This window comes from Psychrobacter fulvigenes, assembly GCF_904846155.1.
GTDB lineage: Bacteria > Pseudomonadota > Gammaproteobacteria > Pseudomonadales > Moraxellaceae > Psychrobacter > Psychrobacter fulvigenes.
The window spans coordinates 907,204-932,659 of the sequence record NZ_CAJGZP010000001.1 but is presented as its reverse complement, the minus strand read 5'-3'; the positions used below and the strand labels follow the sequence as shown (position 1 = coordinate 932,659).

The following is a 25,456-nucleotide window of genomic DNA, read 5'->3' as shown; positions in this document are numbered from 1 at the left end:
GCAACGCATGCTGCACATAAAGGAGAATAGGATGTAAAGCGTCATTATGATAGCATGACTTATCAAAAATTTCTCAACGACTGCGAGAGAAACCGATGTCAAAAAACCAAATAATGCCCACTACTAATCCACCCAGACGCCAGTTCACTCGCCAGCGTCGTCAGCTGACGGCGAGCGAGCGCAGACAGCGTAGTCGGGCGGCAAGTCTACAGTTAATTAAGTTGCAACAGCGCCTACCACCGAACGCTCGTATTGGTCTGTATTATGATGGGTTTGGTGAGCTGCCCACGCAGCCCTTGCTCGATTGGTGTCTGCGTTTAGGCTATCAGGCTTATTTGCCAGTCGTTGGCTCGCTCGGTCGTGATGATAAGGGAAATGACGATAAGCGTCTGCGCTTTGTGCCGGTTTATCACTCTAAACTATTAAACATACCGTCTCGCATCCATCGCTTAGGTATGAAGCAGAATCACAGTCGTAGATTGCTATGGGCGCAAGAGTTAGACGTCATTATCTGTCCGCTCGTGGCAGTAGATTTGAACGGCAACCGTATGGGCATGGGTGGCGGCTTTTATGATACAACTCTGGGTAAAAGCCATCGATCAGGTGCTGCCAAGCCGCTCAAAATCGGCTGGTGCTATGATTTTCAAGTGGTTGAAGAATTAACTCGGCAACCGTGGGATGTGCCCTTAGATGGTGTAATAACCCCAAGCGGTATAATATGGTTTGATAATAATGTAACCGCTCATGATAGCGCTGAGGGAAAAGCCTCTAGCGCCGATACGGTTGATACCTACTTACAAACATTAGGAAACGATGACGCTAGGGAGATGCTCTACTATAGTCAAGAACAAGCCTTTAGTTCTAATGAGCTATCGAGCGTAATCAATGAAGCGCGTTTAAATGAGTTGCTGGCACAAAGTGACGAGTTTTTGAGTCATTTATCAGGTGAAATAGATAACTTTGACTAATAGTAGCTTTGAGCCAAAAACATCTAACAGCCAAACTAAAAAGGCGAATGATTATAAAATCACTCGCCTTTTTTACATCTCTAAGAGTCTATAAGACCCATTAAAGCACCATCGCGGCAATCCAACCAAACGCCAACAATGGAATATTGTAATGAATAAAGGTCGGCACCACACTGTCCTTGATATGGTCATGCTGCCCATCCACGTTGAGACCAGAAGTAGGCCCAAGGGTTGAGTCAGAAGCAGGAGAACCTGCATCACCAAGCGCGCCAGCGGTACCAATAATAGCCACCGTAGCGAGTGGCGAAAACCCTAAAGACATACACAAAGGCACATAAATAGCAGCAATAATGGGAATGGTAGAGAATGACGAGCCAATGCCCATGGTCACCACCAAACCAATACCCAGCATGACTAAGGCCGCAATGGCTTTATTGCCAGCAAATAAATTGGTCGCGCCGTCAATAAGTGGCGCAATCTCACCCGTCGTCTTCATGACCTCGGCGAAACCTTGCGCGGTAATCATGATAAATCCAATCATCGCCATTAACTTGATACCGTCATTAAACACCGTATCGGCCTCGCGCCACTTGACCACACCTGTTGCCATAAAGACGGCAAAGCCAAACATCGACCCGAGCAACAACGAATCCGTATAAAGCTGTACCACAAAGGCGGTGACAATCGCAGCGACAGCGACTAGCGTTTTCATCTTACTTTGCGTTTGCGCACCAGCGGCCTTTTTGCTCAAGTCGTTGCCTTCTACGACAGCATCACGCTCTTCTTTATTGATGGTCAACTGTTGATACTGACGCGGCTTACGATAGCTGATAAATATTGCTGTTAACAAGCCTATAAACATCCCCAAAGCTGGAATAGCCATTGCCTTGACGACAGAAATATCACTGACATCAATGCCTGCTTCACCGACGTTTTTGAGCATGATTTGATTGAGATAAATATCACCAAAGCCATATGGTATAAACATATAAGTGGTGACGAGACCAAAAGTAATCAAACAAGCGATGAGGCGTCTATCAATCTGCATACGGTTAAACGCTAATAATAATGGCGGTACGAGTAGCGGAATAAAAGCGATGTGAATCGGAATTAGGTTTTGGCTAAAGCAGCTCATCACTACCAAGCCTGCAAATAGCATGTACTTAATCATGCCACTCGTGCCACCCGCATCGATACGCTTGATCACTGCTCCTGCCAAGGATTGCGGCAGACCTGAATGCGCAATCGCAACGGCAAACGCACCCAGCAGCGCATAAGAGAGCGCAATGCCCGCGCCGTTTTGGATGCCTTCTTGAAAGGCTTCTAAAGTCGCCGTAATGCCTAAACCAGCGATTAAGCCGCCCGCCAACGCACCGATTAATAAGCTGAGCACCACATGCACTCGTGCCAACGACAGCCCCAACATGATGACTACCGCCAGTAGCACCGCATTGATTGTCATACTTTTGCCCCTTACCCTGTATTGTCTCGCCTATGTTTGGTCTATTGATATCGTTCCAATGTCTTAAAAATGCTTTAAAAGTGCCTGAAAATCACTTTATCACTGACATCTTTGTAGCCTGACATGCCCACTGAACGCTGCCGTAGCCATTCAGACGCGCGTCAGTTTACCTGATTTTCGCTATAAAGCCTATGCTCAGAACGGAGCAGCCATTAGCCAGTGCACCAACAAACTCGCATTATTCTCTACCTTGTTGAGCCATAAGGCCTTGCAATTTTTTCTAAGGACACCATTTACCTAACATGAACCACTAACTTGACTTTACAAGTCTGGTGAACGAGGAAGAAATATATGAGTGAACATAAAATAGATAAAGACAACATCGACATCGATGTGTCAACTGCCATGACTGATGACAGTGCGCCAAATACATCGTCAGAAAATGAGCCAGATAATATACAAAGCACTGCGTCAGAAAACTATCTGCCATTACTAGCACTACGCGACGTGGTAGTCTATCCGCATATGCAGATAGCACTATTTGTCGGTCGTGTTCCTTCGGTAAAAGCCGTTGAGCTGGCACAGGCTGAGTATGGCAACAAGGTACTGGTCGTGGCGCAAAAAGACTCGCTGACCGAAGACATTGATCAAGATAACTTGTATCAGTATGGCACCGTGTGCCGCATCGTCAGCACCATGCCGCATGACAGTGATGAGAATTGCATCAAAGTGCTGATCGAAGGTCAGTACCGTGCGCGTGTCGATAGCTTAGAAGATCACGAAGAAGTACTGATGGCGAGCTTCGAACGTGCTGATCTTGATGTCAGTATGGATGAGAGCCAGCAAAAAAATACCATTCAAGCATTGACCACTTTGTTTGAAAGCTATGCGGATTCGCGTCTGCGTAATGCTCGTGAGCTGACGCGCGTGGCGAAGCGTATCGATGACTTACTGGAGCTAGTGTATTTCATCTCTACCCGCGTATCGATGGACCTTGATGTCAAACAGTCGTTTTTAGAAGAAGACGATATCAAAACGCATATTAATACTTTGACTGAGTATCTGGTCAAACAAAGTGCTGAACAAAACATCGAGCAAGACATCCAAGATGCTGTGCGTCAGCAAATGGAAGACAACCAGCGCGAATACTTCTTAAACGAGAAGCTAAAAGCCATTAAGAATGAGCTGTCTGATATGAGTGACGGTGCATTTGATGGTGAAGATGATGTGGGCGAGCTTGAACAACGCCTAGAAGATGCTGACCTGCCTGACGATGTACGCAAAAAGGCGGAGCAAGAGCTGAAAAAGCTCAAAATGATGCCGCCTGCATCGAGTGAGTCGTCAGTCGTACGCAACTATATTGAGTGGATTTTGGATACGCCGTGGAATGCGACGACCAAGGTTTCTATCAATTTGGATAAAGCCAAAGCTGTCCTAGATGAAGATCACTACGGCCTAAAAGACGTGAAAGATCGCATCTTAGAATATTTAGCGGTACAGTCACGGGTAAAAAAGCTTCGTGGTCCGATTCTATGTCTGGTCGGTCCTCCTGGTGTCGGTAAAACCTCATTGGGTGAGTCGATTGCACGTGCAACGGGTCGTAAATATGTGCGTATGGCGCTAGGCGGCGTGCGTGATGAAGCTGAGATTCGTGGTCACCGCCGTACTTATATCGGTGCAATGCCAGGTAAGATCGTGCAGTCATTAGCGAAAGTCGAAGTCAAAAACCCGCTGTTCTTATTGGATGAAATCGATAAGATGGCGCAAGACTTCCGTGGTGATCCAGCATCAGCGTTGCTTGAAGTATTAGACCCTTCACAGAACGATACGTTTAATGACCATTATTTGGATATGGACTTAGACTTGTCGCAAGTGATGTTTATCTGTACCGCCAACAGCATGGATATTCCGCCTGCCCTGCTTGACCGTATGGAAGTCATTCGTCTGCCGGGCTATACCGAAGAAGAAAAGGTCAATATTGCGCAGAAATACCTAGTACCAAAAGCGATCAAGCAAAACGGCCTCAAAGAAGGCGAGATTGAGATTGTCGAAGCGGCGCTGCACAGCATCGTACGCAATTATACCCGTGAAGCGGGCGTGCGTAACCTTGAGCGTGAAGTCAATAAAATCTGCCGTAAAGTCGTTCGCGGCTCGGTCGAGACACATGGCGCACGTGCTCCGAAAAAGGCAGAACGTGAATTGGTCACAGTCGACGATAAAAACATCGATGACTATCTAGGAGTGCATCAGTATGACTACGGTCTGGCTGAAAAAGAGCCTGAGATTGGTCGTGTGACTGGTCTTGCTTGGACACAAGTCGGTGGCGAGCTATTAACCATCGAAGCGGTGGCGATGAAAGGTAAAGGCGAGCTGAGCTTTACAGGGTCACTAGGCGACGTGATGAAAGAATCGATTCGCGCTGCCATGAGTGTGGTACGTGCTCGCGGTGATAGCTTGGGTATTGACTACGAAACAGTCAAGACGACGGATATCCACGTGCACATGCCAGAAGGTGCCACGCCAAAAGACGGCCCATCGGCTGGTGGCGCACTGACGACAGCGTTGGTATCTGCTTTGACTGGTATTGCCATTCGTCCAGACATTGCCATGACAGGTGAGATTACACTGCGCGGCAAGATCCTACGCATCGGCGGCCTGAAAGAGAAACTTCTCGCAGCACATCGCGGTGGTATCAAGCATGTGTTGATTCCAGAGTCTAACGAGCGTGATTTGGCTGACATCCCTGATAATGTCAAAGAAGGTCTAACCATTCAGCCCGTAGCGACGATTGACGAAGTGTTAAAAGTTGCCTTGGTCAGTATGCCAGTGCCGCTTAAGCCTGCTAAAGTAACGGTTGATAAAACCTCAGGTAAAGCACTGCATAACTAATCTGATTAGTTACTAATCCAGCCTTACAAATTAAAGAGCCGCTCATCGTCATGATGGGCGGCTTTTTTATTCTGTGATTATTTAAAAACCCGTTCTGATTAGACGTTTGTGCTATATTTTAGACAAATGTTTATCGAGCAGACAATCATGACTTTAATTCGTTTAATTAGTCCACTTTTAACGATTGGTCTATTATCTTCAGTAGTTTTATTTGGTTGCCAATCTACTAGTTTGAATAGCACGGAATTTACTAATCCTGCTGTAGACAACGACAATTGGTCAGACTCTACGCCCAAACCTAGACTTTTGCAAACGATTACCAAATACCAGTGGCAACTGACACACGTAACTGATGAAAACGGTCAAACTCAGTCCTTTAATCATAAACCACCTTTGATAATGCAAGTCCGCCCCGATATTTTATTATTTGAAGAAGGCTGTCATCGTTATCAGGGTTCTTTTAAGGCTATGCGTCCCTTGCCTTATCCCTACTCATTGCCTGACATAAGAGACTTACCTGATAATTGTATAGCTATTTCTCATTCGGGCAGTGACTTAAATAAGGGCGACATTCAACGAGCTTTAGAAATTGTATTTGCGCCTTACTCAGATTCATATTTTAGGTTTGATCCTGTACTGCCTTCATCGCCACTCTTTTCTAAAAAAGCATCGAAACAACTGGCTTTAACGACCGATAAAGGCAAAATGTTCATTTTTTCTGGCACTGCTATGCCTAAACGAGCCGTCTCTAGACTAACCATTACTAATGAAATATTAGAGCGCTATCAATGGCATCTTATTAGTGCTACTGACCATACCAATAGACCTATTAGCCAATTAAACCATCCAAACGTACCTATTACTGCAAGCTTTGATATTGACTCATATAATCATAGCGATTATCAACAAGGGGCTTTTAGTCAAAGCGTTGGGTTTTTTACGGGATGTAACGGCGTTGGTGGGTCTTACGCGCTCTCCACTAATCAAACCTTATTGATTGGCGCTTCTCCTTCAACCTTGATGGGATGCGGTGATTTAATTAATGGGATTGAAGATTATCTTGATCGCATTATGCACAACAGTTCTAGTCAATTAACCCTGACTCACTCAGATATTACATCGATATCTAATATTTCTAGCGTACCTATACCTGGCTACTTACTCACTCAAGAGCTAGATTCTGGAGAAACGCTTATCTGGAAGAATGAAGTAAAGAAAACACCTTAGCCCCTATTCATTTTCATGTTTTTTAAAAAGGATTTTACAATGCTCCTGCCAACTATAAAACGCTCATTAACTATTATCAGCTTGTTTGTAACAATGGGGCTAGCAAGCTGTCAGTCCGCATCTATTAAAAGCTCACAGCAAACCGATACAGTGCATAGCCCTAGCATTGACACAGTCAATCCTACTGAAAAGGCTGTTATCAAAGAAGCGCAACTGATGCAATGGTCAGCTCATTATGATTGGCAGTTGGCACAAGTGATGAATCAAAACGGTAAAGCTGTCGATATAAATGATTTTGCGCCGATTACCTTACAAGTAGATCCTAGCTCAATCAGTCTGCATCAAGGCTATGAGCAGTATAGAATGGATTTTCATGCGCTGTCCGCGCCGCCTTACCCCTATTATTCTCATCTTGCTAAAGCACCCATAAATTGTCATGACGACACTAACTCTGATAACAAAACGGCGATTAAAGAGGATAATAGTATTCAATCGTTATTTGCTAAGTACGCGCCTGTCAGACTTAATTTTGAATTATTGCCATACTCAGATTCAATATCAGGATCAGCACCAGTCGATACAAAAGCTGCCCCTAAACGCTTGGTACTTAATATCGAAAATGGCAAGCGCCTAGTCTTCACAGGCGTAGCCAAAGACTTACCTGCTGCCACTGGATTACCCATCACCAATGAGCTTTTGGAGCAATATCATTGGCAGCTGGTAAGCGCTGTCAGTAATACTTACAATGATAATGGTCAGTTAGTTAGAAAACCTATGGGCAATTTTTATCATCCTGATCACCCTATTTCAGCGAGCTTTGAGAGTTGGCCTGACAATCAATACGCCGCTTTTAGCTCAGACTGTAATGGCTCTAGGGCACCTTATTTTTTGCTAAATAATCATATCTTCAAGGTTGGCACCATCATCAGCACTGTCATGGGCTGCGGTGAGACAGGCAATCGCATTGAAAGCGCTTTATTTGATTTGATGCGTGATAGCAGCAGTCAGCTAACATTAAGCTTAAAACCCTCACAGCCAATATCGTCAACGGCAAACAATCAGACAAATACGCCTCGTTATAACTTACTGCAAACGATGAAAACAGGCGAAACCTTGGTCTGGCAAAACGAAGCAAAGAAAATACCGTAATCGACTTTCAAACCCATACGTTACTTACAATTATTAACCGATTGTTGCGCATTTGATGAACAACCATGTTCCGTGCTTGGCTATACTAACTGCGACATTAACGATTGTTGATGTACGGTTCAATGAAATTATAACGATAAACATTCGCAGTTATTTCGCAATTAAGACTACTAAAAACAAATGGAGAGAATAATGAAAAAGATGATGCTCGCAACTACTTTATTATGTGGTTCAGCCCTAGCGTTGAGTGCTTGTCAGACTGTAGAAGGACAGATGCAGACGGGTAATCCACTGGCTCAGCCTGCGCTAAAATCTACCCTTACCACAACAGATGGCTCTAATAGTGAAGTAGGACAGCTGTTTTTGCGCCCTGTTGACGGTGGTGTACAGGTTTATGGTAAGCTGATGAATATGACACCAGGGGCGACGGTTGCGCTACATATCCATGAGACGGGTAGCTGTGCCAATATGGGTAAGGCTGCAGGTGGTCATTTCAATCCTGACAACAAGCCACACTCAAACCCAGATGATATGGATGGCCATGCTGGCGACTTGCCAAATCTAACAGCAAATGAAAATGGTGTTGCTACCATAAACTATGTAAATAAGAAAATCTCTGCTGCCGAAGCAGGTAAATACAGCGTTTATCGCCGTGCCTTTATCGTTCATGCTGGTGCTGATGACTACACTAGCCAGCCCGCAGGTAACGCAGGTGACCGTATCGCTTGTGGTATTATCGAAAAGAACTAATAGTATCGTAAGCAATAAAAAACCTCTTAGAGTATCTAAGAGGTTTTTTTGTGGCTTAAAATAGTATGATCTAAAGAATTAAAGATATAACCCCATAACAACAAACAGTTATTCTTCTACCCACTCACCTTTACGCCAGTAAACCCCCCAGCGGGTGGCTTTACCGTTTTTCTCAGAGCCAATGTATTGCTCTTTTTTCTTCCGAGACCAACGTAGAATGGTTGGGTTGCCGTCAGGATCTTCGTCTGGCCCTTCAAACAGATATTGGAATTTCTCTTCCATCTTATCTTTGATTTCTCGTATCTCTGCCAGTTTTGGCGCCCGCGTCTCTCGCACTTTTGGGAATTTAGACGCTGCTAAGAACATACCAGCCGCCCCTTCACGTAAGATGAAATAATCATCATGCTTAGTCGACTTGAGCTCTGGCATATGAATTGGATCCATACGCGGCGGTGCTGCTTCACCAGTCTTTAACACTTTACGAGTGTTATCACATTTTTGACAAGCAAAGTAAGGGCCAAAGCGTCCTGTCTTTAATTCCATCTGCCCATCACACTTGTTACAGTCGATGGTCGGAGCGTCCGAGCCTGGGACTTCGAACTTACCTTCTTCCAAAATGTAACCATCACAGTCGGGGTTATTACCACAAACGTGCAGCTTGAGACCACCATCGACGATATAACCATTCATCGCCGTACCGCATTTCGGGCAGCGTTTTTTCTCCATTAGGTCTCTGACTTCAGCTGCTTCATCGTCACTTTCTGAGTCATCAAGATTGGCAAAAGCTTCCACTGGCATCAGATTTTTGGTGCCTTTACAGCGCTCTTTTGGCGGCAAGTTATAACCCGTACAGCCTAAGAATACACCGGTAGAGCCCGTACGTAGCTGCATCGGACGATCACACAGATCACAGTGCACATCTGGCACGTCGGTAGGATCGTTTGGACGCATGCCATCTTTATCTTTGGCTTTGTCGAGCTTGATTTTAAAGTCGCCATAAAAATTATCTAAGACATCTTTCCAGTCACGCTCGCCAGTGGCAACGTAGTCCAGCTTGTCCTCAAGCGCCGCAGTAAAGGTATAATCCATCAAGTCTGGGAAGCTTTCGGTCAGCCTATCAGTGACGATATCGCCCATTTTTTCAGCGAATAGGCGCTTATTTTCAAGTTTCACATAACCGCGGTCTTGAATGGTAGAAATAATAGACGCATAGGTTGAAGGACGACCGATACCTTTTTTCTCAAGCTCCTTGACCAAGCTGGCTTCAGTATAACGCGGTGGCGGCTTGGTAAAGTGTTGACTTGGGTCAAGCTTATCTAGGGTCAGCTCATCGCCTTTTTTGACATCAGGCAACAAAGTATCGTCGGTTTTTGCAGGTGGCATCACTTTGGTATAACCATCAAAGGTCATGGTACGGCCACGCGCTTTTAGCTCAACATCACCTGCAGCGACAAATAAATTCACCGACAGATATTTGGCTGGCAGCATCTGACAGGCCACAAACTGTCGCCAGATTAGCTCGTACAGACGAATAGCATCACGCTCCACGGCTTTGAGCTGCGTCGACTTCATATGGACATTTGACGGACGAATCGCTTCATGCGCCTCTTGTGCACTTTGCTTATTGCCATAGAAGTTAGGCTTTTCGGGCACATATTTTGCGCCATAGCTGTCTTCTATATAACCTCGAGCAGCAGCAAGCGCGTCCCCAGACAAAAACGTCGAGTCAGTACGCATATAGGTAATATGACCGGCTTCATAGAGACGCTGCGCCAAAATCATGGTCTTTTTGACCGAGAACCCTAAGCGCGTGCTGGCAGCCTGTTGCAGGGTTGAGGTAATGAACGGCGCACTTGGACGTGACTGCGTGGGCTTCTCTTCGCGTTCTTTGACGATGTAATCATTAGACTTTAAAACATCTAATACTTTATCGGTCTGCTCTTTATTACCTAGCTTTAAGGTCTTGCCCGCTTGTTTGGTGGCTTCTAAACGAATGCCAATTTGCTCAGCATCTTTATTGCTATTGGCAATATGGGTATCGGCATGGATCTGCCAGTATTCTTCTGGGATAAAGGCACGAATCTCGTGCTCACGCTCAACGACCAGACGCATGGCAACAGATTGGACACGCCCTGCTGATAAGCCACGGGCGACCTTTTGCCACAGCAATGGCGACACCATAAAACCGACGACTCTATCTAAGAACCGCCTAGCTTGCTGTGCATTGACGCGGTCGATATCCAGTTTGGACGGCTCTTTAAAGGCATTTTGAATGGCGGTTTTGGTAATCTCGTTAAACACCACACGCTGATATTTACTGTCAGGCCCGCCGATGACTTCTTTTAGGTGCCAAGCGATGGCTTCCCCTTCTCTATCCATATCCGTTGCGAGATAGATCTTATCCGCGTCTTTGGCTAATGCCTTGAGCTCTTTAATAACCTTGGTTTTGTTCGGCAGTACTTCATAAACTGCCGCCCAACCATGCTCGGGATCTACGCCCATACGGCGTACGAGTGCTTGCTGCGCCTTTTCTTCTTTGCTAAGGCTATCATCTTTTTTAGCACTAGCCGTCTTTTTAGCACTTTTACTGGCGCTTACAGGAAGGTCGCGTACATGCCCAATACTTGAGCGTACGATGAAATCATTGCCAAGGTATTTATTGATCGTTTTTGCCTTGGCAGGTGATTCGACAATCACCAAAGATTTACCTTTGGTAGTATCGGTAGTAGGAGTGCTTTTTTTACTTGTGGTTTTTGCCATGTGTGACGACACCATAATAAACTGATTAAATGTGAATAAAATTCTGCAGTGTTATCACTTATTGTGATAGTTTTTAGTGACTTTTAATAAATTATTAATGACTTATTTATAATAAAGATCGTTTAAAACGACAACCGTAAACCCGTTACGTATGCACAAAACGAGCTAAAACTTGTCTTGACGTTACACTGCTAAGCGTCAAACTGTCAACTGTAAAAATAAGGTATGGCACAAAACAGCTCGAATAACGTCTGATTTATAACGCTTTTAGCCACTTTATGGCTATTTGATTCATCGTTCATTTTTTATCAAAAACTTACTGTATTCAATAATGACTTGATTTTTCCTTGCGCTGTAAGCTTGCCTGCATTGCTAGTGCCCAAGTCTCAAGCTGCGACTTTAGTACGGTCAAATCAGGCTCTATAGATCGGGTATGAAAGCTTGGATTGCTTGAGGGACGGACATAAGCGGCATCCTCCCAATAGATAACAATACAATTGGCCTTTATCAATAACGCTTTTACAAAAGGCTCAATCGTCGACGGCAGATCTAGCGGCACTTTATCCAAAACAAAATTGAGCGGGTGTGCTGAGCCGTCGCTCTCTGTACTACTAATGACACTGCTATCCGGCCGCCACTCACCATTAATTGGCTGATAGCGTGCATGCGGGAACCTTACCCCTTCTAATACTAAAGCGTATTGTCCAATCATGCCTTTGCCATACTCGTTGTCTTTACCTTTGACCCAGTCTGGACAAGTCACAAGCTTGGGGTTCAGTTGCAGACCACGAGCCGTCATACGCAGGTTATCTATGCGCTGGTCACTACCGTTAGGTTTGAGTGCCATCATATTACCTAATACAAACAGTACAATGGCAATTGCAATCCATACACCCATGACAACCCGACCTTATAAATGAATAAAGAACGTCTAACAACAATATATGTATCGCCATTCTGCTATAGTCAAGGAACTTTAAAATCGCTACAAGGCGACCGACCGCAGATAGTACACTAAGTACATCTAGGGCGGATAACACCGTAGCGGTTTAAAAGTGCTCCGACTATACGTCACTATATTGTCCAACCACACCACTATTTCAAGGCGTCGCGGTCAAGTCTATACAGACCCTAGTATCGTGACCTTATGCAAAAAATCAAGCGACGGCTCATGTCCTATATGTTTTTCTCTAGCATAAGCACTGCAATATCAGCAGCTTAGTAAGCAAAAATAAATAAACTCAATAATAGGATGAAAAAGTCGTTAGCATAAAAAAATGCTATGATAAACCATAACTTCGGACACGAGCAGGTTTATTATGACTTATTTTTCTAAACTAAATCCCTTATCGCGCCTTCTCGTGATTAAAAGGCTCGTTAAGCCTATTCTCAAACCTACCATAAAATCGACCAGCACCTTATCGCTTATGGCAGCTGGCCTACTCGCACTGTCAGGCTGCGCCACCACTCAAAGCTTGACACCGCAGCAGTGCCAGACCAGTAACTGGCAAGAGCTCGGTTATGCAGACGGCATTCAAGGCCGTTCAGGCGCTTACTTTGGTTACTATACCAATAGCTGTGCCAACGTGGCGGGTGCAGCTCCCAATCGTATCCTGTGGGAGCAAGGACGCCAAGAAGGCCTCAAGCGCTATTGTACAGAGCTAAACGCCTATAAGCTTGGGCGTGAAGGTTATGACTGGCAGCCTGTCTGTCCACTTGAAGGTATCGAAAAATTAGAAGAGGCCTACTCTCAAGGGCGCTACTATTATATCCGTCAACGTGACCTTGATTACCTGCGCTCTCCCTATCCTTTCGGCTATGGATATGGACGCTTTGGTTACCGCCCATTCGGCTATGGCTGGTAAGTATTAGAAGCTATATAGGGTAGAGGTAAAAACCTTGCAGGCTTACTTAAACATGATGGGAGAAAACTTTTATTCTTTTAATCATTCTTCTCATTGTCGTCGTTATTTTTTTATTGGTGGGCTTATTAGTCTTTTTGGTAAGCTTGTTCATGTGAATAACAGCGTATCAATACTGACTGATTTACTGCTGACTCTATTCTTTGACGAACGCTACTCATTGACGAATGCTATTTTGCTGAGTCCCGCCTGACTGGCAGAAGCCAATACTTGGGCGACTGTATCGTATTTGCCGTCTTTGTCTGCGCGTAGATGGATAGAAGGATCGTTGCCCACCAGCGCTTGCTCCTGCAGACGTTCATCTAGCTCCTCGAGGCTAATCGCCTCACTGTCCCAAAATATGCCTGCGTCTTTATCAATACTGACTTGAATGATTTCTACAGGCTGCTCGCTGACCTCAGCACTGGTCTGCGGCAGATTGAGTGCCACCGTGGGATTGAGCACTGTTGCGGTCAATAAAAATATGATCATCAGTACCAACATCACATCGATCAGCGGAATGAGATTCATCTCATTCATGCTTGCTGCGTCATCTTCGCCCAACTGAAATGCCATCATTATTCCCAGTGTCTTAGTCGGCTGCTTTATTTATTACGCTTTGCTTAGCTGATAGCTCGGCAGACTGTGCCAACAAGTCATGTGCTCTATCATTGGCATGGTACATTACTCGGCGATTAATACGCACAGCAAGGTTATAAAACACCACGGCTGGAATAGCCACTGCAATACCAAGCCCAGTCATAATCAGCGCCTCACCTACTGGCCCTGCGACTTGCTCAAGTCCTGCTTGGCCGCTTGCACCGATATTATGTAACGCATGAAAGATACCCCATACAGTACCAAACAGCCCAATAAACGGAGCAATCGCCGCCGTTGTCCCCAAGATAGGTAGTCCACGCTCACTGGCAAAACGGTAGCGCCCGATATGTTTTAATAATGCCTGCTCTGTGACCAAACGACGAGTAGCAGCATCAGAGCCCATCAATTCAGGACGTTTCGCCTGAATCTGCTGACTCAAATCATCGCCGACAGTGACTGCCAGTTTACGACTCTGAATAATGCGCACAATGCCTGTTACCCAAGAAATAATGGATAGTATTAGGAGCAGAAAAAATAGGCTTTTGGTAACCACATCACTATATTGCCAGTAGCTTGCCAAGTCCATCTCAGATTCCTTAGTTTTTATTGCTTAATTTAGCAGCATTGACTGATTGGGTAATACTATAAAGTACCTTCTCAAAAGTAGCTTCTTATGAACTCAGTTTTATGAAGTAAATGATATAAAACTGCTGTTTGTTAAGGTGCTTCATACTCCACTGGAATGATGACTTTTCCTCTGACTGCAACATCGTTTTTCATAAACGGCTGTAGTTGGTACTTTTTTATTTGCTGCATTGCTTCTCTGTCAAAGACAGTATTGCCTGATGGCTGTTCTCTATTTACACTTTCTATCCTGCCGTCCCTTTTCACCATTAAAGACAATAGTACGGTACGTGTCTGCTTAGACTCTAGACCAAATTTCGCTTTGTCCGAAAAATGAAACTTAGGGGTGGACACCCATTCGGCATCGCGAGTGTCAAAAGTAGCTACTGGGTCATTCACTGCTGAATCATTCATTACTGACTCTTTGGATTGCGCTGTCACTTTCTGCTGGGCAGCTTTTTCCTCTTTGGTAGTGTCTGTTTCTCGCCCTTCTTGGCTAAAATCCTTCTGTGCCGCTAACCCTGCTGCATTTTTTACTGCACTTATGTCTTTAGGAGTTTGTGCTGTCGACTCTATAGTAGGAGGCTTAGCTCCTCCTCTTCTATTCCCACCCTCACTATTGTTTCCCAAAACCCCTGTTACCATAGTGTTTGGGGTAGAGGGATTGGTTGAATGGCTTGTGTAAGTATTATCATACACAGGCGATGACTCTGTGACTTTTGAGCCAGACCCTGCCTCACTGTCTGACTTTTTTATTACCGTGGTGACTGTCGTAACTGTTGTGGCTGCGCGCTCTACTGTGCTGGTATTGGTTTTGGATGCTGAATCAAGATTTTCGTCTGGTTTAGAATCCTGTACTTGATTGATATCTTCTGCCTGTTCAGAGTCTTGTACTTGAGTGAATTCCTCTATCGGCTCAAAATTCTCTACTTCTTCAGACGCTGCTACCTGCTCAGGCTCTTCTTGATTAGGCACTTCTTGATTAGGCTCGTCTATTGCTTGCAAGTCTTCTTTCTGCTTAGAATCTTCTACTGGTGCGGGCTCAGACTTTGCTTGTGAGTCCTCTTTTATGGTCTCTGATGAACGAGGGCTTTCTGGTTTTGAGTTTTCCACCTGCACAGGCGGCAGTGTCAGCAACTGGATTTCAATCGGCGATGAAGTTTGGATTGGTTCAACAGTTGGCGTGGATGTTTTGACATTCATTAACGCCACTGCTGTGACCACGTGCAGCCCCACAGCGACAAGAAGAGCCATTAATATCAATTTAAGCGACGGCGTGTTGAAATCCGTTGATCTCATAATATCCCAATACATGTTAAGAAAATTTTATTAAGAGCGCCTTTATCGTTTTATCTGCGCTATATTATAATCCTTATACCTTTGTTTTTGCTGTTGTACAGCTGTTATCCCTTTGACCCTTAATAAATATATATTTTAGTGCTAGACTGACATAACACAAAAAGACAGCCCTCAATCGGGTTGTCTTTTCTTATTTCAGTATTACTTTTGGAAATGATAATTCACTCTTGCTCAGACATCTTGATTAATTAAAAACTTCGTAAAAAACTGCTTCAATAAGATACTAAAAAAGAGAACGATATGGCAAACACAGATAGCGCAATGTCAGCACGGCAATCATGGATAGGCACCATACAAATTATCACCGCCGCTATCTGTTGGGGTACTTTAGGGATATTTTCGACCTACCTTAACCAAATTGGCTTTAGTGGTTGGCAAATTACCATTTTGCGCATCGTGACCGCCGCTTTTCTTATCCTCGTCATGCTGCCAAAGTTATGGCCACATCTGATTAAGCTGCGTCCAAAACAATGGCTTGGACTGGTACTCCAATCTCTGATTGGTGTACTCAGTATGTCGGTATGCTATTTCTTCGCTGTTATTTATGTTGGTGCTGGCCCCGCTGTCGCCCTACTTTATACGGCACCCGTTTTTAGCTTATTATTTTCAGCATTTTTTCTGAATGAGTCCATTACACGGCAGTCAGCATTGCTGGCATTAATGGCAGTATTTGGCGTTGGCCTGACGATGTTAGGTGAGCAGGCGCAAGCCAACTGGGGTATTATTTTAGGGCTATTGTCAGGTGTCTGCTATTCCCTATACGGAGTCCTCGGCAAGCGCGCGATGCACTATGCGCATCCTGCCCCTTTGGTGTTTTTCACCTCTATTGTTATTAGTGCTGGTGTGCTGCTATTACTGCCTGAGAGCTACCAAACTTATGAGAAGTTATTGACCTTGCCTTTGCTTACATGGGGCTACGTCTTAGGACTGTCCTTATTGGGAACGGTCGTGCCTTTTGCTCTTTATATGAAAGCGCTGGAGAAATTACCAGCTACCCGCGCTTCAGTGTTTACGATATTTGAGCCGTTAACCGCCATTGCCCTTTCTATACTGCTGCTGCATCAAGCACTTTCGTGGATTCAGTATATGGGCGTGGTACTTATCCTACTAGCCGCTTTGTTAAACGCTGTATTAAACGGTACGACCACGCGTGTACCGCGTTGGTTAAGAAGACGACAAAAAGTGTAGTTTTTATTACTCGCTATTAGGGTCTATTGAACATTCAATAGACCCTAAGAAAGCCCCAACCATGACATCACAGTTGGGGCTTTATTTTGCTAAAAATGAAAGGCTTGTGCTGTAGAGATTTGATAGATGACTTGAATGACTATAAATCTACTACTGCTCAATACGCTGCAAAAACGCCTGCGTACGCGGATGTTTTGAGTCCTCAAACAACTGCTGCGCGCTGCCCTCTTCGACCACGTGACCATCTTCAATCAACACCACGTGATCTGCGACATCACGCGCAAAGTTAATCTCATGAGTCACGACAACCATCGTCCAGCCTTCAGAGGCCAGCTGCTTCATGGTTCCAAGCACATCTTGTACCAGCTCTGGATCGAGCGCCGAGGTCGGCTCATCAAACAACAGTAACGACGGCTCAATGGCGAGCGCACGCGCAATACCCACGCGCTGCTGCTGACCACCAGATAGTTGAAACGGATACAAATCTGCTTTGTCCGAGAGACCTACTTTTTTGAGTAATGCTAAAGCCTGCTCTCGAGCCTGCGCTTTGCTTTGTCCTTGCACGACTGTTGGCCCTAGCATTAAGTTTTCAATCGCCGTCTTGTGCGGAAACAAATTATAAGACTGAAACACCATGCCTGCCTTACGTTGTAATGCTAGCAAGGTTTTTTTCTTAGGCTTAGTAGCAAAGTCTACCGTCAAGCTACCATCGTCAAACGTAATAACACCTTGGTCAGGAATCTCAAGCGCATTCAGACAACGCAAAAAGGTGGTTTTACCTGACCCTGACGGCCCTAATATCACCACGACTTGGCCTTTGTGAATGGTCAAATCGATGCCTTTGAGCACTTGATTGCTACCAAAGGCTTTGTGGATATTGCTGACTTGAATCATAACCGTTCCTGTTGTCCAGATAGTGCTAAAACTGCCCGTGAATGAGTCGATGAGCTACTTGGCCACATAACGATCAAGTCTGGTCTCAAGCTTGCCTTGAATAAAGGTCAAGATCAGACAAATACCCCAATAGATAAATGCTGCTTCGGTATAGACCAGCATGAACTCATAATTACGCGCTGTGATGATCTGAGCTTGTTTAAATAGCTCAGTGACGAGTACCAATGATGCCAAAGAAGTGTCTTTTACCAGACTTATAAAAGTATTGGATAATGGTGGTACTGAGACCCGTAGCGCTTGCGGCAAAATCACATGGCGAAAGGTTTGTAAATACGTTAGCCCGACCGTTGAACCGGCTTCCCATTGGCCTTTGGGAATGGACAAAATCGAGGCGCGTACCGTCTCAGACGCATAAGCACCGATATTCAGTGAAAAGGCAATAATGGCGGAAGGGAATGGATCAAGCTTAACGCCAACACTGGGCAGACCGTAAAAGATAATAAACAGCTGCACGAGCATCGGTGTACCGCGAATCGCAGACACATAAATACGAGCGAGCCGGTAAACAATCTCATGAAACCAGCCAGCACGGGGCACAATACGAATCAGTGCCACCGTCAGCGCAATCATCATACCAATCGCAAACGAGATCAATGCGAGCGGTATCGAATAATAGATACCACCCTTTAGCATTGGCCAAAATGAACTGATAACAATCTGTGCCCGATCTGGACTCATGAATGGCAACAGTGCCAGCAGCTCAGCCAGCACCGACGTTATAGAAGCCAGCATTATTTTTGTTGACTTATATCAGCACCAAAGAACTCTTCACTCAGCGTCGTCAGTGTGCCGTCTGCTTGTAATTCACCCATCGCTTCGTTTAGCTTTGCCACGACAGCGTCATCACCTTTGAGCAGTACTAAGCCTGAACCACGCTGTTCATCGGCAGGCGCAACCAGCTTAATCTCAAGCCCACTGTCTGGGAATTTCTTTAGATAATCGAGTATCGCAAGCTGATCGTTCATCGTAAAGTCAGCACGGCCTTGTTTCACTAACTGTATCGCCTGTGACATCCCATCAACAGGGATAATCTCGGCTTCATAGCGCTCTGCTAGTTCACCATAGTTGCTCGACAACGATTGAGCAGTACGTAAGCCTTTTAAGTTATCCCACGAACTATAGCGCTCATCGTATTTGGGCGCCAAAACCACCGCACCTGACCAACTGTATGCTTGAGCGATGTCGTACTTAGCTTGACGCTCTGGGGTGGTTAGACTGACTTGGTTAGCAACCATATCAAAACGCTTTGCATCTAGACCTGCCAGCATGGCATCCCACTGCGTTTCTTTAAATTCGACATCAACGCCTAGTTTTTCTGCAACCGCACGGGTCACTTCGACATCATAACCAGTCAGCTGTCCGCTCTCGTCATGATAAGTATACGGCGGATACGTACCTTCAGTACCAACGTTGATAACACCGCCATTATTGATACGTTGCAGTAAATCAGAACCAGCCGCGGCACTGTCATTGGCTTCATTACCAGACTGACCACAAGCGGCAAGTAATACAGTACTGGCAGCAAGGGCTAAAAGAGTACGACGTTTCATAAGGCGTCCTTATATGATAAGTGAGTGATGCAAAAGTATATCAGGCATAAAAAATGGGATAAGACCCTATAGTCAAAATACTACAATAAAATATTCATTATAATACCTGGCTTTGATTGCCCGATTTGAGGATATTGAGCATTTTTTCAATACCATTTTATATTATTCTTCACAGTAAAATTAGATGTATGGTTAGTCCTAAATAGAAGAAGCAAAAATATGAGGATGTGCTATTGAACTTATGACAGTTTCGTTTTCAACTAGCTATAGCTCATATACTATCCTACTGCGACAAGAATAACCGTACAAAAAAAGTGAGCATGCGTAAAATCGTTATAACTCTCCCGAAAACTGATAGCGATCCCCTGCATGCCACATCTTCACAAAGGTCAATACCTTCCCTGCTGAATAAGTCTGACGACGTAGCACTAACGTCGGTGACTGCGGTGCAATCTGTAGCGCATCAGCGATCTCATCAGGTGCTGCTAAGGCTCGAATGGTATAGTTACCACGCTCAAGTGGGCTTTCGGCAATGAGATAGTCGCTGGTATTCACCACGCTAAAATCTTGCTCAATGAACGCTGGTACTTTTGTCGCATCTACCCAACGCTCTTCAAACTGTATCGGCTGACCATCGGCAAAATGAATGATTTTTACTTCATATAAAATAGCCGCTTCAGTACTATCAACTTCATGTGCATCAATATCAAATTTACGGCGCATTTCATCATCTAACATGCTCGCGGTAATAGCGCGTTTGCTCAGCACTTGTGCTTGATAATCGCGATTGGCCGACTTTAAATCTTGAGCAATATTACGCACTTCTACAAAGGTATGATTGAACTGCTGCTGTGCGACAAATGTCCCCGACCCTTGCCGACGCTCTAATACCCGCTCTTCACTTAACTCTTTTAAGGCGCGGTTTACTGTCATTCGCGATACGCCAAACTCTTCTGCCAACGCCATTTCGGTAGAGATAGCTTCGCCCGCCTGCCATTTTCCAGAATGGATATTATCCAATATTGCGTTTTTAATCCGCTGATATGCTGGGACTGTTTTTGTCATGTCACGCTTCACCTTTGTCATGCTCGTCTTCAACCGTCGTCTTCGATTGTGTCACTATACCGCTATAAAAGTGCTGACATAATATCATGACCATTATCATAATCACCATGAGTACAGCCTATCTAACAAAGCAACTTCATAAATAATTTAACTATTTATAAAAAAATGCTTGCATGAGAAAATAATCTTTGATAATTTGTATATACAACTTACGTTATACCAAATAATGCTACTACTAAAATGTCACCAGCGAACTGTATAGACAATCACAAGGATATGATCATGATTACTGACAATGAAATGAGCAACAACGGCACCAGCAACAATAATGAATTTACGCGTCGTGATGAGAGTCGTAATATTGCTGCGCCTACTGGCAGTACGCTGAATTGCAAAAGCTGGCTGACCGAAGCCCCTTATCGCATGCTGCAAAATAACCTACACCCTGACGTCGCTGAAAACCCAAAAAGCTTGGTTGTGTATGGCGGTATCGGACGTGCAGCCCGTAACTGGGAAAGCTATGATCAAATACTCGCGTCACTCAAAGAACTAGAAGACGATGAGACATTACTCGTGCAATCAGGCAAACCGGTTGGCGTCTTTCAAACTCATGAAAATGCACCGCGCGTATTGATTGCCAACTCCAACCTTGTTCCGCGCTGGGCAACGTGGGAGCATTTCAATGAGCTGGATCGCAAAGACCTATTTATGTATGGTCAGATGACTGCCGGTAGCTGGATATATATCGGCACCCAAGGCATCGTGCAAGGCACTTACGAGACCTTTGTCGAAGCAGGTCGCCAGCATTATGATGGCGACTGGAGCGGACGCTGGATTTTGACCGCAGGTCTTGGTGGTATGGGCGGCGCACAGCCATTAGCGGCGACCTTTGCTGGCGCGACTTCTCTAAACATCGAGTGCCAGCAGTCTAGTATTGATTTCCGTTTGCGTACTGGTTACGTCGATAAGCAAGCAGACGATCTTGACCATGCTTATGAGCTGATTAAGCAGCATACGGATGCAGGTGAAGCGGTCTCAATCGCGCTACTTGGTAACGCTGCAGACATCTTGCCTGAGATGGTCAAGCGTGCCAATGCAGGCGAGATAAAACCTGACTTAGTCACTGATCAAACTTCTGCTCATGATTTGATCAATGGCTATCTACCAAGTGGCTGGACAGTTGAAGAATGGAAAGCAGCACAAGAAAATCCAGACCAACATGCCGCCTTAACCAAAGATGCCGCCGCATCTTGTGCCGTACACGTGCAGGCCATGCTAGATCTACAAGAAATGGGTATCCCAACGACTGATTATGGTAATAACATTCGTCAAGTTGCCTTTGATGAAGGGGTAAAAAACGCCTTTAATTTCCCAGGTTTTGTTCCTGCTTATATTCGTCCGCTGTTTTGCCAAGGCAAAGGCCCATTCCGCTGGGTCGCATTATCAGGTGATCCAGAAGATATCTACAAAACCGATCAAAAAATTAAAGAGCTGTTCCCTGAAAATCAGCATATTCATCGCTGGCTAGACATGGCGAAAGAACGTATTCAATTTCAAGGCTTGCCAGCGCGTATCTGCTGGTTAGGTCTTGGTGAACGAGACAAAGCAGGCTTGGCATTTAATGAGATGGTTAAAAATGGTGAGCTAAAAGGTCCTATCGTTATCGGCCGTGACCATTTGGATACTGGCTCTGTTGCCAGCCCAAACCGCGAAACAGAAAGTATGAAAGATGGCTCGGACGCTGTGTCTGACTGGGCATTATTAAATGGCATGCTCAATGTCGCAGGCGGCGCCACTTGGGTGTCATTGCATCATGGCGGCGGCGTAGGTATGGGTTACTCGCAGCACTCTGGCATGGTCATCGTCGCTGACGGCACAGATGCGGCTGCCAAGCGCTTGGCGCGAGTACTGGTCAATGATTGCGGCTCAGGTGTGATGCGTCATGCGGATGCAGGCTATGAGCTGGCTATCAAAACAGCGAAAGACTACGGCTTAAATCTACCGATGATTAAATAGAACAAACCACTTTTACACTATAAAAATAAATAGTTATATAACTAGGATAACTCGCATGACTGATATCAAAAAACTAACCCTACACCCACGCCAATTAAGCTTTGAGATGTTGCGCGATATTTATGAGCAACCTGTCATATTGACGCTACCCGACAGTGCTTATGAGGCGATAGATGCCTCGCATGAAGATGTACGTACCATTATTGCGCGTGATAAAAGCGCTTATGGTATCAATACCGGTTTTGGCCTATTAGCAAAAACCCGTATCAGTGATGATCAGCTTGAGCTACTGCAGCGTAACCTTATTGTTTCTCACTCAGTGGGTACTGGCGAGGCGCTACCAGACAACGTGGTCAGGCTAATTATGGTGATGAAAGTTGCTAGCCTCGCGCAGGGCGTCTCTGGCGTCCGACGCGCTGTGGTCGATAGCTTACTTGGCTTAATTAATAATCAAATTACGCCAAACATTCCTGCCAAAGGCTCCGTTGGCGCCTCTGGTGACTTAGCACCTTTATCGCATATGACGCTGGCCATGATGGGCGAAGGCGACGTCTATGTTGGCGGCAAAAAAGTACCCGCTGCTGAGGCATTAGCGCAGCATGGTCTTGAGCCCATTACTCTTGCGGCAAAGGAAGGTCTTGCCTTGATTAACGGCACCCAAGTATCCACCGCACTGGCATTGCGCGGTTATTTCTTAGCGCGAGATTTACTTGAGACAGCCACCATCGTCGGCTCCATGTCTATTGATGCCGCCAAAGGCTCGGATGCCCCATTTGACGCACGTATTCATGAAGTGCGTGGTCATCATGGGCAAATTGAAATCGCTAAAGCGCATCGTCAGCTGATTAAAGGCAGTGCTATTCGCGCCTCCCATGATGGTGAGCAAGACGATAGAGTACAAGACCCTTATTGCTTACGCTGCCAGCCACAAGTCATGGGTGCTTGCCTTGATATCATCAACCAAGCAGGCAAGACTTTATTAATTGAATCTAATGCGGTGACCGATAATCCGCTGATTTTCACTAACGATGATGGCCCAGTGGCTATCTCAGGTGGTAACTTTCATGCTGAGCCAGTTGCTTTTGCTGCAGATATTTTAGCATTGGCAATAGCCGAGATTGGCTCTATGTCTGAGCGCCGTGTGGCTTTATTAATTGATGCAACCTTGTCAGGTGGCCTACCGCCATTCTTGGTGGATAATGCGGGGGTAAACTCAGGCTTTATGATTGCCCATGTGACCGCAGCGGCGCTAGCTTCAGAGAACAAGTCTATCGCCCATCCTGGCAGCGTTGATAGCATTCCAACTTCTGCCAACCAAGAAGACCATGTATCGATGGCAACCTATTGTGCGCGCCGCCTATATGAGATGGCGCAAAATACCGCTACCATCGTTGGTATTGAGCTATTGGCTGCTGGTCAAGGTATCGACTTCCATCGTGGACTAGATACTTCAGAGCCATTACAGACAGCGCATCAGAAACTACGCGAGCAAGTCACTTTTTATGATAAAGATCGCTACCTAGCGCCTGATATCGAAGCCGCAAAGCAGCTGGTATTAGATGGTACGCTCACCGAATATTGGCAGTCACTGCGTAGTGATTGGTATGAGTCTAAATAGAAAAATTTTAGGTGGTGTTCTAAAAAGTATGCTGGCGATAAAAGTCAATACGAAATCTATGCTAAGTTCTCTGATTCTATAGGGCTTTCAAGGCTTCAAAAATTGTTCAAATTTTAATCAGCATACTTTTTGACACACCACCAAATTTTATATATAAAACCCACTCTCAACCATCTAGCTTTATTGGCATAAGCCATACTAAATTGAGAGTCAGGTTTTATATTATGAAAGGAGGTCAACAATGACAATAGCCGTTAGCCACACTGCAGCTGATATGAGTCGGTGGACAGGCCGTGCTGAGCCGTTTGAAACTGCGCGCGCCCGCTACTGGTATCAAATAGCTCAGCCTTATGACTTTGATAGCACCAGTCAGCAAAACGGTCAGCGCATTGGACTGGTCGGATTCGCTTGTGACCAAGGTGTCAGACGCAATCAAGGACGCGTAGGTGCCAGAGCGGCTCCGCCCTTGATTCGTCAGGCTTTTGCAGCGCTGCCAGTCATCGCTGAGTTACAACAACGCTTTGATGGTCAATTGCCGACTCTACTAGGTGATGCTGGCGATATCCATTGTCATGATAATGATGATTTTGCCGAGCGTACTCTTGAGCAAGCTCAAGTAAAATATGCCGATAAGATAAGTCATATTATCCAGCAAGGCGGCCTACCTATTGGGCTTGGTGGTGGTCATGCCATCGCTTATGGCAGTTTTGTAGGATTATGGCAGGCGCTGTCATCAGAAACCGATCAGCCTACTAATAACGTTAGCAATGTCGAAAACTATTTTGAAAATAATGTTGAAAGCCATGTTAAAAGCCATGCAAGCACAATGCCTACCATCGGGGTGATTAACTTTGACGCTCATCTAGATATTCGCCAATCTGATGTCGCCACGTCTGGTACGCCATTTCGCCAAATAGCCGAGCACCTTAATGAACAGGATCAGCCATTTAACTATTGCTGTATTGGCGTCAGTCGGTTTTCCAATACTGCCGCGCTCTTCGACCGTGCTGAGCAGTTAGGCGTACACATTATCAGTGACGAAGATTGCACCAACAAAAAGTGGAAAAAAATTGCTGCTCAAATAGAAAATTTTATCAATGACGTTGATGTGATCTACTTAACCATTGATATGGATTGCTTGCCATCGAGCATCGTACCTGGTGTCAGTGCGCCAGCCGCCTATGGTATTGAGCTGAGCTTCGTTGAGCGCGCGGTCAAACGTATCATGGCATCAGGCAAAGTAAAAATGGCTGACATTGCCGAGATTAATCCAACCTTTGATGTTGATGCGCGCAGCTGCAAAGTTGCCGCTCGCCTCTTGGCGACTATTATCGAGCAGCATTTACTTTTAGTATAAATAAATCGATACAGAATAA

At 45.2% G+C, this 25,456-nt stretch carries 20 protein-coding genes; 10 read left to right on the top strand and 10 right to left on the bottom strand.

Features of this window, described 5'->3' with window-relative positions:
* Positions 1–95 precede the first annotated feature (95 nt).
* Positions 96–968, top strand: a complete 873-nt coding sequence (locus JMX03_RS04135) for a 5-formyltetrahydrofolate cyclo-ligase (protein WP_227695309.1) — start codon at positions 96–98, stop codon at positions 966–968.
* Positions 969–1,068: 100 nt separating this feature from the next.
* Here JMX03_RS04135 and JMX03_RS04130 read toward each other — a convergent pair whose 3' ends face one another.
* Positions 1,069–2,430 (bottom strand): Na+/H+ antiporter family protein, encoded by a 1,362-nt coding sequence (locus tag JMX03_RS04130; protein WP_201594685.1) that lies wholly within the window; start codon positions 2,428–2,430, stop codon positions 1,069–1,071.
* A 351-nt stretch (positions 2,431–2,781) separates the two neighbouring features.
* Here JMX03_RS04130 and lon point away from each other — a divergent pair, with 351 nt between their 5' ends.
* The 4 genes from lon (at position 2,782) to JMX03_RS04110 (ending at position 8,445) form a co-directional block, all read left to right on the top strand.
* Complete coding sequence (gene lon, locus JMX03_RS04125) at positions 2,782–5,319, top strand: endopeptidase La (RefSeq protein ID WP_227695300.1); 2,538 nt, start codon at positions 2,782–2,784, stop codon at positions 5,317–5,319.
* A gap of 147 nt (positions 5,320–5,466) precedes the next feature.
* A complete protein-coding gene (locus JMX03_RS04120) occupies positions 5,467–6,546 on the top strand; it encodes an META domain-containing protein (protein WP_201594683.1) in 1,080 nt (359 codons plus the stop codon).
* Positions 6,547–6,585: 39 nt separating this feature from the next.
* Positions 6,586–7,695, top strand: a complete 1,110-nt coding sequence (locus tag JMX03_RS04115; RefSeq protein WP_201594681.1) for an META domain-containing protein — start codon at positions 6,586–6,588, stop codon at positions 7,693–7,695.
* A gap of 192 nt (positions 7,696–7,887) precedes the next feature.
* Positions 7,888–8,445, top strand: a complete 558-nt coding sequence (locus JMX03_RS04110; RefSeq protein WP_201594679.1) for a superoxide dismutase family protein — start codon at positions 7,888–7,890, stop codon at positions 8,443–8,445.
* 108 nt (positions 8,446–8,553) lie between these two features.
* On the opposite strand, the gene topA is transcribed toward JMX03_RS04110, so the two are convergent.
* On the bottom strand, positions 8,554–11,205 hold the full coding sequence (topA, locus tag JMX03_RS04105) for a type I DNA topoisomerase (RefSeq protein ID WP_201594677.1): 2,652 nt from the start codon (positions 11,203–11,205) through the stop codon (positions 8,554–8,556).
* Between the two features lie 325 nt (positions 11,206–11,530).
* Positions 11,531–12,103, bottom strand: a complete 573-nt coding sequence (locus tag JMX03_RS04100) for a hypothetical protein (RefSeq protein WP_201594675.1) — start codon at positions 12,101–12,103, stop codon at positions 11,531–11,533.
* 421 nt (positions 12,104–12,524) lie between these two features.
* Between JMX03_RS04100 and JMX03_RS04095 the strand changes: the two genes are divergently transcribed.
* Entirely contained in the window at positions 12,525–13,070 is a 546-nt protein-coding gene (locus JMX03_RS04095; RefSeq protein WP_227695293.1) for a DUF2799 domain-containing protein, read from the top strand.
* Positions 13,071–13,280: 210 nt separating this feature from the next.
* Here JMX03_RS04095 and JMX03_RS04090 read toward each other — a convergent pair whose 3' ends face one another.
* From JMX03_RS04090 to JMX03_RS04080, 3 genes are all read right to left on the bottom strand, one after another.
* Positions 13,281–13,682: an ExbD/TolR family protein gene (locus tag JMX03_RS04090; RefSeq protein ID WP_201594673.1), complete on the bottom strand. Its 402-nt coding sequence runs from the start codon at positions 13,680–13,682 to the stop codon at positions 13,281–13,283.
* Between the two features lie 16 nt (positions 13,683–13,698).
* Complete coding sequence (locus JMX03_RS04085) at positions 13,699–14,292, bottom strand: MotA/TolQ/ExbB proton channel family protein (RefSeq protein WP_201594671.1); 594 nt, start codon at positions 14,290–14,292, stop codon at positions 13,699–13,701.
* Between the two features lie 131 nt (positions 14,293–14,423).
* On the bottom strand, positions 14,424–15,629 hold the full coding sequence (locus tag JMX03_RS04080) for an energy transducer TonB (protein ID WP_201594669.1): 1,206 nt from the start codon (positions 15,627–15,629) through the stop codon (positions 14,424–14,426).
* Positions 15,630–15,929: 300 nt separating this feature from the next.
* Between JMX03_RS04080 and JMX03_RS04075 the strand changes: the two genes are divergently transcribed.
* The gene (locus JMX03_RS04075; RefSeq protein WP_201594667.1) at positions 15,930–16,877 is read left to right on the top strand and encodes a DMT family transporter; all 948 of its coding nucleotides are present in this window, start codon (positions 15,930–15,932) and stop codon (positions 16,875–16,877) included.
* Positions 16,878–17,027: 150 nt separating this feature from the next.
* On the opposite strand, the gene JMX03_RS04070 is transcribed toward JMX03_RS04075, so the two are convergent.
* The 4 genes from JMX03_RS04070 to JMX03_RS04055 form a co-directional block, all read right to left on the bottom strand.
* Complete coding sequence (locus JMX03_RS04070) at positions 17,028–17,771, bottom strand: amino acid ABC transporter ATP-binding protein (RefSeq protein ID WP_201594665.1); 744 nt, start codon at positions 17,769–17,771, stop codon at positions 17,028–17,030.
* A 54-nt stretch (positions 17,772–17,825) separates the two neighbouring features.
* Positions 17,826–18,563 (bottom strand): amino acid ABC transporter permease, encoded by a 738-nt coding sequence (locus JMX03_RS04065; protein ID WP_307781399.1) that lies wholly within the window; start codon positions 18,561–18,563, stop codon positions 17,826–17,828.
* Complete coding sequence (locus tag JMX03_RS04060) at positions 18,563–19,381, bottom strand: amino acid ABC transporter substrate-binding protein (RefSeq protein ID WP_201575276.1); 819 nt, start codon at positions 19,379–19,381, stop codon at positions 18,563–18,565. Before JMX03_RS04060 ends, JMX03_RS04065 begins: the two co-directional genes overlap by 1 nt.
* A gap of 333 nt (positions 19,382–19,714) precedes the next feature.
* Positions 19,715–20,446, bottom strand: coding sequence for a UTRA domain-containing protein (locus tag JMX03_RS04055; RefSeq protein ID WP_227695285.1), 732 nt, complete (start codon positions 20,444–20,446; stop codon positions 19,715–19,717).
* A 300-nt stretch (positions 20,447–20,746) separates the two neighbouring features.
* Here JMX03_RS04055 and hutU point away from each other — a divergent pair, with 300 nt between their 5' ends.
* From hutU to JMX03_RS04040, 3 genes are all read left to right on the top strand, one after another.
* Positions 20,747–22,462 (top strand): urocanate hydratase, encoded by a 1,716-nt coding sequence (gene hutU / locus JMX03_RS04050; RefSeq protein WP_201597785.1) that lies wholly within the window; start codon positions 20,747–20,749, stop codon positions 22,460–22,462.
* A gap of 55 nt (positions 22,463–22,517) precedes the next feature.
* Positions 22,518–24,080, top strand: a complete 1,563-nt coding sequence (hutH, locus tag JMX03_RS04045; protein ID WP_201594661.1) for a histidine ammonia-lyase — start codon at positions 22,518–22,520, stop codon at positions 24,078–24,080.
* A 241-nt stretch (positions 24,081–24,321) separates the two neighbouring features.
* Positions 24,322–25,437 carry a formimidoylglutamase gene (locus tag JMX03_RS04040; protein WP_201594659.1) on the top strand — a complete coding sequence of 372 codons (1,116 nt, stop codon included), beginning with the start codon at positions 24,322–24,324 and terminating at the stop codon, positions 25,435–25,437.
* Positions 25,438–25,456 lie beyond the last annotated feature (19 nt).

Excerpts from the sequence above, each read along its gene's own strand:
- JMX03_RS04135 (WP_227695309.1), top strand. The coding sequence starts at position 96 with ATGTCAAAAAACCAAATAATGCCCACTACTAATCCACCCAGACGCCAG.
- JMX03_RS04130 (WP_201594685.1), bottom strand. The coding sequence starts at position 2,430 with ATGACAATCAATGCGGTGCTACTGGCGGTAGTCATCATGTTGGGGCTG.
- lon (WP_227695300.1), top strand. The coding sequence starts at position 2,782 with ATGAGTGAACATAAAATAGATAAAGACAACATCGACATCGATGTGTCA.
- JMX03_RS04120 (WP_201594683.1), top strand. The coding sequence starts at position 5,467 with ATGACTTTAATTCGTTTAATTAGTCCACTTTTAACGATTGGTCTATTA.
- JMX03_RS04115 (WP_201594681.1), top strand. The coding sequence starts at position 6,586 with ATGCTCCTGCCAACTATAAAACGCTCATTAACTATTATCAGCTTGTTT.
- JMX03_RS04110 (WP_201594679.1), top strand. The coding sequence starts at position 7,888 with ATGAAAAAGATGATGCTCGCAACTACTTTATTATGTGGTTCAGCCCTA.
- topA (WP_201594677.1), bottom strand. The coding sequence starts at position 11,205 with ATGGCAAAAACCACAAGTAAAAAAAGCACTCCTACTACCGATACTACC.
- JMX03_RS04100 (WP_201594675.1), bottom strand. The coding sequence starts at position 12,103 with ATGGGTGTATGGATTGCAATTGCCATTGTACTGTTTGTATTAGGTAAT.
- JMX03_RS04095 (WP_227695293.1), top strand. The coding sequence starts at position 12,525 with ATGACTTATTTTTCTAAACTAAATCCCTTATCGCGCCTTCTCGTGATT.
- JMX03_RS04090 (WP_201594673.1), bottom strand. The coding sequence starts at position 13,682 with ATGGCATTTCAGTTGGGCGAAGATGACGCAGCAAGCATGAATGAGATG.
- JMX03_RS04085 (WP_201594671.1), bottom strand. The coding sequence starts at position 14,292 with ATGGACTTGGCAAGCTACTGGCAATATAGTGATGTGGTTACCAAAAGC.
- JMX03_RS04080 (WP_201594669.1), bottom strand. The coding sequence starts at position 15,629 with ATGAGATCAACGGATTTCAACACGCCGTCGCTTAAATTGATATTAATG.
- JMX03_RS04075 (WP_201594667.1), top strand. The coding sequence starts at position 15,930 with ATGGCAAACACAGATAGCGCAATGTCAGCACGGCAATCATGGATAGGC.
- JMX03_RS04070 (WP_201594665.1), bottom strand. The coding sequence starts at position 17,771 with ATGATTCAAGTCAGCAATATCCACAAAGCCTTTGGTAGCAATCAAGTG.
- JMX03_RS04065 (WP_307781399.1), bottom strand. The coding sequence starts at position 18,563 with ATGCTGGCTTCTATAACGTCGGTGCTGGCTGAGCTGCTGGCACTGTTG.
- JMX03_RS04060 (WP_201575276.1), bottom strand. The coding sequence starts at position 19,381 with ATGAAACGTCGTACTCTTTTAGCCCTTGCTGCCAGTACTGTATTACTT.
- JMX03_RS04055 (WP_227695285.1), bottom strand. The coding sequence starts at position 20,446 with ATGACAAAAACAGTCCCAGCATATCAGCGGATTAAAAACGCAATATTG.
- hutU (WP_201597785.1), top strand. The coding sequence starts at position 20,747 with ATGAGCAACAACGGCACCAGCAACAATAATGAATTTACGCGTCGTGAT.
- hutH (WP_201594661.1), top strand. The coding sequence starts at position 22,518 with ATGACTGATATCAAAAAACTAACCCTACACCCACGCCAATTAAGCTTT.
- JMX03_RS04040 (WP_201594659.1), top strand. The coding sequence starts at position 24,322 with ATGACAATAGCCGTTAGCCACACTGCAGCTGATATGAGTCGGTGGACA.